Annotated in this window: 7 protein-coding genes and 1 pseudogene; 5 read left to right on the plus strand and 3 right to left on the minus strand. The window is 72.6% G+C overall.

Annotated elements, in window-relative coordinates; genetic code table 11:
* Nucleotides 1-276 precede the first annotated feature (276 nt).
* From ACFXHB_RS24580 to efeU, 4 genes are all read left to right on the plus strand, one after another.
* Nucleotides 277-1,101: an ABC transporter ATP-binding protein gene (locus ACFXHB_RS24580; RefSeq protein ID WP_380576765.1), complete on the plus strand. Its 825-nt coding sequence runs from the start codon at nt 277-279 to the stop codon at nt 1,099-1,101.
* Nucleotides 1,102-1,463: 362 nt separating this feature from the next.
* Complete coding sequence (gene efeO, locus ACFXHB_RS24585) at nt 1,464-2,609, plus strand: iron uptake system protein EfeO (protein ID WP_380576766.1); 1,146 nt, start codon at nt 1,464-1,466, stop codon at nt 2,607-2,609.
* A gap of 126 nt (nt 2,610-2,735) precedes the next feature.
* Nucleotides 2,736-4,061, plus strand: a complete 1,326-nt coding sequence (gene efeB, locus ACFXHB_RS24590) for an iron uptake transporter deferrochelatase/peroxidase subunit (RefSeq protein WP_380576767.1) — start codon at nt 2,736-2,738, stop codon at nt 4,059-4,061.
* Nucleotides 4,062-4,110: 49 nt separating this feature from the next.
* On the plus strand, nt 4,111-4,962 hold the full coding sequence (gene efeU, locus ACFXHB_RS24595) for an iron uptake transporter permease EfeU (protein WP_380576768.1): 852 nt from the start codon (nt 4,111-4,113) through the stop codon (nt 4,960-4,962).
* 153 nt (nt 4,963-5,115) lie between these two features.
* Here the strand turns inward: efeU and ACFXHB_RS24600 are convergent, their stop codons facing one another.
* Nucleotides 5,116-5,394 (minus strand): hypothetical protein, encoded by a 279-nt coding sequence (locus ACFXHB_RS24600; protein ID WP_380576769.1) that lies wholly within the window; start codon nt 5,392-5,394, stop codon nt 5,116-5,118.
* Nucleotides 5,395-5,900: 506 nt separating this feature from the next.
* On the opposite strand from ACFXHB_RS24600, the gene ACFXHB_RS24605 reads away from it, so the two are divergent.
* Nucleotides 5,901-6,548 (plus strand): HNH endonuclease family protein, encoded by a 648-nt coding sequence (locus ACFXHB_RS24605; protein WP_380576770.1) that lies wholly within the window; start codon nt 5,901-5,903, stop codon nt 6,546-6,548.
* Between the two features lie 108 nt (nt 6,549-6,656).
* On the opposite strand, the gene ACFXHB_RS24610 is transcribed toward ACFXHB_RS24605, so the two are convergent.
* The gene (locus tag ACFXHB_RS24610; RefSeq protein WP_380576771.1) at nt 6,657-9,221 is read right to left on the minus strand and encodes an ABC transporter permease; all 2,565 of its coding nucleotides are present in this window, start codon (nt 9,219-9,221) and stop codon (nt 6,657-6,659) included.
* Between the two features lie 56 nt (nt 9,222-9,277).
* Nucleotides 9,278-9,442 (minus strand): annotated as a pseudogene (locus ACFXHB_RS24615) (ABC transporter ATP-binding protein); the annotation flags it as partial.

Raw genomic sequence — 9,442 nt, forward strand, 5'->3', positions numbered from 1 at the left:
CCAGCCCCCTTCCCCTCGTGCTCCGCTCCGATGGTCCCGCCAACCGCCGCCGGGGAACAGGGGCGTGCGGACCGGCCGAGCGGTCCGCTCCCCGCCGTCCGCCCCCGCGCGCCCCGGTGCCTTTCCGGGCGCCGGGGCCCGTCCACACCTCGGACACCCCCGGCCACCGCCGGCCGGACGGTTGTACTCTGCACGCGGACGGCCGCCACCTGCCCGCCCGGTACGGTGCCGCGCCCGCACCCTGTCCGGTGCCAACCCCACGGAGGTCCGCCCGTCATGAGCACGCCCGATCCGCTGCCCACCGGCCCGCTGCTGCGCACCCGGGACGTCGACGTCGTCCGGGACGGCCGCTACCTGCTGCGCGGGATCGACCTCACCATCCGGCCCGGCGAGCACTGGGCGCTGCTCGGTGCCAACGGCGCCGGCAAGTCCACCCTGCTGGCGCTGCTGGGCGCGGTCTCCCACCCCACCCGGGGCGAGGTGGACGTGCTGGGCCGCCGGCTCGGCCGGGTCGACATCCGTGAGCTGCGCGCCCACCTCGGGCACGTCAATCCGCGCCATCCGCTGCGGTCGCCGCTGACCGTGCGCGAGGTGGTGCTCACCGGCCTCACCAACACCATCGAGCCCGACCTGCACCGCAAGCCGTCCCCCGAGGAGCTCGACCGCGGCGAGCGGCTGATCGAGACCCTCGGGATGACGGCGATGGCCGAGTCCCCCTGGCCCACGCTCTCCCAGGGGGAGCGCGGCCGGGCGCTGATCGCCCGCGCCCTGATGCCCAGCCCGCGGCTGCTGCTGCTCGACGAGCCCGCCACCGGGCTCGACCTGACCGCCCGCGAGTTGCTGCTGGACAGTCTCGACCTGCTGCGCCATCAGCACCCGGAGCTGGCCAGCGTGCTGGTCACGCACCACCTGGAGGAGCTGCCGGAGAGCACGACCCACGCGCTGCTGCTGCGCGACGGCGAGTGCGTCGCGGCCGGCCCGGTGGACGAGGTGATGACCACCGAGCTGGTCAGCGCGTGCTTCGGTCACCCGATCCGGATCGGCCGGCACGAGGGCCGCTGGAGCGCCCGCGCGGCCGCCCGTCGCACCCCCGGCCGCTGAGCACGGCCAAAGAGGACGGTCAAGCGCACGGCCACGGAGCACGGTCAAGCGCACGGCCACGGAGCACGGTCAAGCGCACGGCCACGGAGGACGGCCGCCGAGGGCGACCACTGAGGCGGCCCGACCGGGGTCCTCGGGCGCCCGGTCGAGGGTGGCCGGAAATGGTCGGTGCGCTGACGGCACGCCGACCGCCCGGCCCGCCCCCACCTGCGTGGATCGAAGTCGGCCCCCGGTGTAGACGGCGAAATCAGATATCCCTAAGGTATGCCTTAGCTAAGTGGGTGGGGGGAGCCGGGGACCCCGGTTCCCGTACCCACCCTCAGTCATGCCCTGAATCGTCTGCCTTCCCCGCTGGAGCCCTCATGTCCGCCCGTCGTTCCACCGCAGCCGCGCTGCTCACCCTCGCTGTGGCGACCGCCGCGCTGGCCGGTTGCTCGCAGAAGAAGGACGACAAGGCCTCCGCCGACGCCGTGAAGGTGAACGCCACCGACACCGCCTGTGAGGTCTCCAAGACGACCTTCCCGGCCGGCCACGTCGTGATCGACATCGCGAACAAGGGCTCGAAGACCACCGAGGTCTACGTCTACGGCGACGGCGACAAGATCATCACCGAGCGGGAGAACATCGGCCCCGGCACCAAGGCGACCATCAACGCCGAGATCAAGGCCGGTTCGTACGAGGTCGCCTGCAAGCCGGGCATGGTCGGCGACGGCATCCGTCAGAAGATCACCGTCACCGGTGACGCGGCCGCCTCGGGCGCCCCGACCGACCCGCGGCTGACCGCGGCCGTCGACGCCTACCGCAAGTACGCCCAGGAGCAGGCCGACGCCACCATTCCGGCCGTCGAGGCGTTCGCCGCCGCGATCAAGGCCGGCGACGTGGAGAAGGCCAAGCCGCTCTACGCCCCGTCGCGCGTCGGCTGGGAGCGCACCGAGCCGGTCGCCGAGAGCTTCGGTGACGTGGACCCGAAGACCGACACCCGCGAGGACAAGCTGGAGCCGGGCCAGGAGTGGACCGGCTGGCACAAGCTGGAGAAGTCGCTCTGGGCCGACGCCAAGATCGGTGACGACGAGAAGAAGCTCGCCGACCAGCTGGTGGCCGACCTGAAGGACTGGCAGAAGAAGATCCCCGAGGCGGAGATCACCGCGACCAGCATGGCCAACGGTGCCAAGGAGCTGCTGGACGAGGTCGCCACGAACAAGATCACCGGCGAGGAGGACCGCTACAGCCACACCGACCTGGCCGACTTCGTCGCCAACGTCGAGGGTGCGCAGAAGGCCTACGAGCTGCTCAAGCCGGTCGCCTCGGAGAAGGACGCCGAGCTGGCCAAGACCCTGGACTCGGAGTTCGCCGCGATCCAGACGCTGCTCGCCAAGTACAAGCAGACCGACGGCACCTACACCTCCTACGACAAGGTCACCGAGGCCGAGCGCAAGACCTTCTCCGACGCGGTGAACTCGCTGGGCGAGCCGCTGTCGAAGCTGGCCGCCGCCGTGGTCGTCAAGTAGCAGCTCCCGGTCAGCAGGTGCCGGCCCCCTCGGGGGCCTGCACCGCCACCCTCCACCACACCGCCGTGGCGGCCCCAGCGGCCGTCACGGTATCCGTGAGTCAGTACAGAGAAGGGCCGCCCGTCGATGGACGCCGAGAACCAGCAGCAGAGCGGGACGCCGGCCGGCACCGACGCCGACACCACCACGAGTGAGCGCGGCGACGCCGGCCGCGGCCCGATCAGCCGCCGGGCCGTGATCGGCTGGGCGGGCGCGGGGGTCGCGATCGGCGCGGCCGGCGTCGGCTCGGTCGCCGCCGCCACCCGGCAGGACGAGGACGCTCCCGCCGTGGCCGCCACCTCCGCGGACATCCCCTTCTACGGCGAGCACCAGTCGGGCATCGCCACTCCCGTCCAGGACCGGCTGCACTTCGCCGCCTTCGACGTCTCGGCCACCGCCACCCGCGAGTCGCTGGTGAAGATGCTCAAGGAGTGGACCAAGGCCGCCGCCGCGATGACCGGCGGCCGCGAGGTCGGCACCGGCGCCGCGAGCGGTCTGCCCGAGGCGCCGCCGGACGACACCGGCGAGGCCCTGGGCCTGCCCGCCTCCCGGCTCACCCTCACCATCGGCTACGGCCCCAGCCTGTTCGACAAGGACGGCGTGGACCGCTTCGGCCTCAAGGCCAAGCGACCCGAGGCCCTGATCGACCTGCCGAACTTCAAGGGCGACAAGCTCGACCCGCAGCGCAGCGGCGGCGACCTCTGCATCCAGGCCTGCGCCGACGACCCGCAGGTCGCGGTGCACGCGATCCGCAACCTGGCCCGGATCGGCATGGGCACGGTCAACATCCGCTGGTCGCAGCTCGGCTTCGGCAAGACCTCCTCCACCACCCCGGACGCCCAGACCCCGCGCAACATGATGGGGTTCAAGGACGGCACCCACAACATCGCCGGCACCGACACGGCGAAGCTCGCCGACCACGTCTGGGTCGGCCCCGGCGAGGGTCCGGAGTGGATGACCGGCGGCTCGTACCTGGTCGCCCGGCGGATCCGGATGCACATCGAGACCTGGGACCGCACCTCGCTCAAGGAGCAGGAGGACGTCTTCGGCCGTACCAAGGGCGAGGGCGCCCCGTACGGCAAGCCCAAGGAGCACGACGCGCCGGACCTCAAGGCGATGCCCGAGGACTCGCACGTGCGCCTCGCCCACCCGGACAGCAACGACGGCCTGATGATCCTGCGCCGCGGTTTCTCCTTCACCGACGGCACCGACGGCCTCGGCCGCCTGGACGCCGGTCTGTTCTTCCTCGCCTACCAGCGGGACAGCCGCAAGGCGTTCGTCCCGCTCCAGCAGCGCCTCGCCTCCAGCGACAAGCTCAACGAGTACATCCAGCACGTCGGCTCCGCCCACTTCGCCTGCCCGGCGGGCGTCCGCAAGCCCGGCGAGTGGTGGGGCCAGGCCCTGTTCGGCTGACCTGGCGCTCCCTTCCCCACGTACCACCTCTTCACCCCCAGGAGCCAGCGTGTTCGGCAACTACCTGATCGGCCTGCGCGAGGGCCTCGAAGCCAGCCTCGTCGTGTGCATCCTGATCGCCTATCTGGTCAAGACCGGCCGCAAGGACAAGCTCCCGCCGGTCTGGTCGGGGGTCGTGGCGGCCGTCGTCCTCAGCATGGCCTTCGGCGCGGTCCTCCAGTTCGGCTCCTCGCAGCTGACCTTCGAGGCCCAGGAGGCGCTCGGCGGCACTCTGTCGATCATCTCGGTCGGCCTGGTCACCTGGATGGTGTTCTGGATGCGGCGCACCGCCCGCCACCTGAAGACCGAACTGCACGGCAAGCTGGACGCGGCCATGGCGATGGGCACCTTCGCCCTGGTGGTCACCTCCTTCCTGGCGGTGGGCCGGGAGGGGCTGGAGACGGCGCTGTTCATCTGGTCGGCGGTGCAGGCCACCAACGACGGCTACAACCCGGTCATCGGCGCGGCGCTGGGCCTGCTCACCGCGATGGTGCTCGGCTGGCTGTTCTACCGGGGCGCGCTGAAGATCAACCTGGCGAAGTTCTTCACCTGGACCGGTGCCATGCTGGTCGTCGTCGCGGCCGGGGTGCTGGCGTACGGCGTGCACGACCTGCAGGAGGCCGGCTGGCTCGGCGGCCTGCACAACCAGGCCTTCGACATCACCAGCACCATCCCCAAGGACAGTTGGTACGGCACCCTGCTGAAGGGCGTGTTCAACTTCCAGCCGGACCCGACGGTGCTCCAGCTGGTCGTCTGGGCGCTCTACCTCGTCCCGACCCTGGCGGTCTTCTTCGGCCTCTTCGGCGGCAAGCCCGCGAAGCCCGTCGCGCCGACGGCCGGCTCCGCGAAGTCGGCGGCCTGACCGCGCCGCCGCCGGACCCCGTAGCACCTCGCAGCACCTCACCGCCCCGACCGGCACCCGCCGGCCGGGGCGGTTCGGCATGTCGGGGCCCCGCCCGGTGGGTACGCGTGGCGTGCCGGCGCAGCGGCGCCCCGCCGTCGACGCGGCGGCTCGTTACCGGGAGGTCCCGTAGGTGAGGAGGAAGACGACGAACACGGCGAGGCCGATCCCCGTCATGACCCAGCGCGCCACCGGTATCTCCCGGCGGAGGTGGTCCGCGTCGTGCTCCTGCCCGAGGTGCCGCTCGGCCTTGCCCCGCGCACCGGCCACCGACCACTTGCTGTAGCCGCAGGTGTCGCAGACGACCCGTACGGAGTCGGGCCGGCGGGAGACGATCCGTACGACGTGCTGGTGCCCGTCCGGATCCTCGCCCGTGATCCTGCTGTGCTCCATGGTCCGCCCCCTCCGGCATCCCCGCTTCGTACCGGGACATCGTGCCACGTGCCCCCGACAGCGGGCCCCGGCCGGGCATGAGGCCGGTCACACCGCGGCGCCCGGCCGACGGGCGGCCAGGTCGCCACCCGGCCCCCGTACGTCCCGGCCCCCGTACGTCCTGGCCCCCGGACGCCCAGGCCCACGGACGCCCTGGTCCGAGCACAGCCCGTCCCACGGACGCCCCGGTCCAGGCGCACCCCGGCGTACGCCGGACCGTGCGGCCTGCCACCGCGCACGGTCCGGCGCGGCCCCGCGCGGCCCCGCGCAGCGCCGTGCGGCGCCGTGCGGCGCCACCCGGCGCCGTGCCGCGCGGGCGCGCTCCCCGTCGCGAGCTGACCATCGGTCAAAAAGTTCACCTCCAGGGTCTACCCGCGTAAACCCCTGACGCGCCATGCTGGTTGCCAGCCCGGGCCGCTCCGCCCGGGGGCTTCCGCCTGCCCTCACGACGATTCTGGAGTCCCCGTATGCCTGCGATACGCACGCTGCACCGCGCCCTGCCGGCCGCCCTCGGCGCCCTGCTGCTGGCCCTCACCACCCTGCTGGCCGGCGCCGGTACCGCCCAGGCCGCCCTGCCCACCCCGGTGTCGGCCGCGACGGCCCGCTCCTACCTGGCGTCCATCGCGGCGACCGCGGAGACCCACGACGACACCTACGACCGGACGCTGTTCCCGCACTGGATCACCATCTCCGGCACCTGTAACACCCGCGAGACGGTCCTCAAGCGCGACGGCAGCGGCGTGGTCACGGACTCCGCCTGCGCCTCCGTGAGCGGCAGCTGGTCCTCGGTCTACGACAACGCGACCACCACCAACGCCTCCTCCTTCGACATCGACCACCTGGTGCCGCTGGCCGAGGCCTGGCGCTCCGGTGCCTGGGCGTGGACGACGGACCAGCGCAAGGCCTTCGCCAACGACCTGACCCGCCCGCAGCTGCTCGCCGTCTCCGCGAGCTCCAACCGCTCCAAGGGCGACCAGGACCCGGCCCACTGGCTGCCGCAGGCCTCCTACCAGTGCACCTACGCCCGTGCCTGGGTGCAGGTGAAGTACTACTACGGTCTCTCCGTGGACAGCGCCGAGAAGAGCACGCTCACCTCGATCCTCAACGGCTGCTGAAGCGCCTGCCGAAACGGCTGCTGACGAATCGTCCAAGCCGAAAGGGCTCCGCCCGCCGGGAACGTTCCCGGCGGGCGGAGCCCTTTCGACGTGGGGCCGGTCAGCCGGCTACTCGCTCTTGATCGCGGCCAGGATGTCCGTCCTGGCGGCCCGGCGGGCCGGCCAGACGGCGGCGAGCAGGCCGATCAGGGCGGCGGCGACCAGGAAGCCCAGGATCTGGACCGGCGGCACCACGGTGGTCATGTTCTTGAAGGTGTCCGCCATCGTGCGGGTGCCCGCCCAGGCGGTCACGATGCCCAGCAGCACCCCGACCAGTCCGCCGAACAGCGCGATCATCAGCGACTCCAGCCGGACCATCCGCCCGATGCCGCGCCGGTCCAGGCCGATCGCCCGCAGCATGCCGATCTCCCGGCGCCGCTCGAACACCGACATCGCCATGGTGTTGATCACGCCCAGGACGGCGATCACCACGGACATCCCCAGCAGGCCGTACATGATGTTCAGCACGGCGGTGACCAGCTGGCGGTTCTCGGCCTTGATGTCCTTGTCGCCCTTGACGGCGATCAGCGGGTTGCCGCCGGTGGCGTCGCGCAGGGCCTGCTTCAGTTTGGCGTCGGCGCCGTCGGCACCCTTGACCAGGACCTTCTCCGGTCCGCTGCCGAGCGCGGCGTGCGGGCCGACCACGGAGTCCGGGGCGACCAGGCCGGCCAGCGCGGTGTTGGCCGCCAGGACGCCGCCCACGGTCAGCGAGCCCTGGGTGCCGTCCGGGTAGGTGACGGCCAGGGTGGAGCCGGGCTGGAGGCCCATCCGCTCGGCGTAGCCGGAACTGGCCAGCAGCTTGCCCTGCTTGAGCGCGTCCGCGCTGCCCGAGGTGACCGTGACGGTGGCCAGCCGGTCGATGGTCGTGGCGTCCACCGCGGTGAGGTACTCGGTGTCGCCGTCGGCGCCGGTCTCGACCGGGACGGTGCGCACCACGCTCATCGCGCTGACGCCGGGCGTCCGGGAGATCTGGGGGGCGACCTCGGGCGAGAGCATCGAGAAGTTCTGCATGGCGACGGTGAAGTCGGCCTTCAGGTCGCTCGCGGTGGCCTCGTCCACGGCCTTGTTCACCGAGGCGCCGACCACGGTCAGCGCGGTGATCAGGGTGACGCCGATGGTGAGCGCGGAGGCGGTGGCGGCGGTGCGGCGCGGGTTGCGGACGGCGTTCTCCCGGGCCAGCTTGCCGGGCGTCCCGTACAGCCGGCTCAGCAGCGGGGCGAACAGCGCGATCAGCGGCCGGGCCAGCAGCGGGGTGAGCACGAAGACGCCGATCAGCAGCAGGCCCGCGCCGAGGCCGACCAGCTTGCCGCTCTTGGCGGTGGCGCCGGCGGCCAGGGCGGCGGCGCCGGCGGCGGTGAACAGCAGGCCGATCGCGTTGCGCACCCGCAGGCTCTTCTGCGAGGCGGGCTGCTCGCCCGAGCTCATCGCCGCGACCGGGGCGATCCGGGAGGCCCGCAGGGCCGGCAGCAGGGCGGCCAGCACGGTCACCACGACGCCGACGCCGACCGAGACGAGTACGGTGGACGGGGCGATCACCAGCGGGCCGTCCGGCAGGTTGGCCTCCAGGGGTCCGTTCAGCAGCGACCGCAGGCCGGAGGCGATGCCGATGCCGGCGAGCAGGCCGGCCACCGAGGCGGCCAGGCCGACCAGCGTCGCCTCGACCAGGACGGACAGGACGACCTGCTTGCGGCGGGCGCCGACGGCGCGCAGCAGGGCGAGCTCCTTGGTGCGCTGGGCGACGAGCATGGTGAAGGTGTTGGCGATGATGAAGATGCCGACGAAGAGCGCGATCGCGGCGAAGCCGAGCAGCACGCCGCTCAGGCCCTTGGTGCCCTGCTCGATCATCCGGTCCTGCTCGGCGGCGAGTTCGCGGCCGGTCCGGGTGTCGATCGCGCCGTCGCCCTGCGGGAGGGTGCTCCGGACGGCGGCGAGCAGCGCGGCGTCGTCGGCGCCGGGCGTGCCCTTGATGTCGATCTCGCCGAACCGGCCCGGGCTCAGGTAGAGCTGCTGGGCGGTCGCGGTGTCGAAGGCGGCGAGCGAGCCGCCGGAGACGACCCGGGGGTCGTTGGTCCGCACGGTGCCGGTGAGCTTCAGTTCCATCACCGGGCCGTTGACGGCGACGCGGACGGTGTCGCCGACCCGGTAGCCGCCCTTCTCGGCGGTCCTGGCGTCCAGCGCCACCTCGCCGGAGCCGCGCGGGCCGCGACCGTCGACGAGCGGGTAGCGCGGGTCGGCGCCGTCGGCACCGGGGACGTAGTTGGTGCCGGTGGTGGAGAAGCCGTCGCCGATCAGCGCGCCCTCGCGGTCGGCGATGCCGGCGAAGCCGGTGACCACACCGCGGGCCTCGGCGGCCCCCGGCAGCGTCGCGACCGCCCGGCGGGTCTCCTCGGTCAGCGTCGGCCCGGCGTCGGCCCGGCCGCCGTGGTCGTAGCCCTTGCCGACGGCGCCGCGGTCGCTGATGGTGACGGCGACATCGGTGTAGCTCTTGGCGCTCTGGGACCTGAGCGCGTTGCCGAGGGTGTCGGTGAAGACGAGCGTGCCGGCCACGAAGGCGATGCCGAGCATGACGGCGAGCAGCGTCATCAGCAGTCGGCCCTTGTGGGCCAGCACGTTGCGCAGTGCGGTGCGGTACATGAGGGAGTGTCAGTCCTGAGGGTCTGGGGCGGTGTCGGCCTGGGCGGGGACGGGGGCTAGCTGGTGCGGCCCTTGGCGTCGAAGCGGCGCATGCGGTCCAGGACGGTGTCGGCGGTGGGGTTGGGCAGTTCGTCGACGATGCGGCCGTCGGCGAGGAAGACGACGCGGTCGGCGTAGGCGGCGGCGACGGGGTCGTGGGTGACCATGACGACGGTCTGGCC

The organism is Kitasatospora sp. NPDC059327 (assembly GCF_042752535.1).
In the GTDB taxonomy this organism is placed as follows: Bacteria; Actinomycetota; Actinomycetes; order Streptomycetales; family Streptomycetaceae; genus Kitasatospora.

What these genes read in the sequence shown, in the direction of transcription:
- ACFXHB_RS24580 (WP_380576765.1), top strand. Translation starts at nt 277, where the DNA reads ATGAGCACGCCCGATCCGCTGCCCACCGGCCCGCTGCTGCGCACCCGG.
- efeO (WP_380576766.1), top strand. Translation starts at nt 1,464, where the DNA reads ATGTCCGCCCGTCGTTCCACCGCAGCCGCGCTGCTCACCCTCGCTGTG.
- efeB (WP_380576767.1), top strand. Translation starts at nt 2,736, where the DNA reads ATGGACGCCGAGAACCAGCAGCAGAGCGGGACGCCGGCCGGCACCGAC.
- ACFXHB_RS24600 (WP_380576769.1), bottom strand. Translation starts at nt 5,394, where the DNA reads ATGGAGCACAGCAGGATCACGGGCGAGGATCCGGACGGGCACCAGCAC.
- ACFXHB_RS24605 (WP_380576770.1), top strand. Translation starts at nt 5,901, where the DNA reads ATGCCTGCGATACGCACGCTGCACCGCGCCCTGCCGGCCGCCCTCGGC.
- ACFXHB_RS24610 (WP_380576771.1), bottom strand. Translation starts at nt 9,221, where the DNA reads ATGTACCGCACCGCACTGCGCAACGTGCTGGCCCACAAGGGCCGACTG.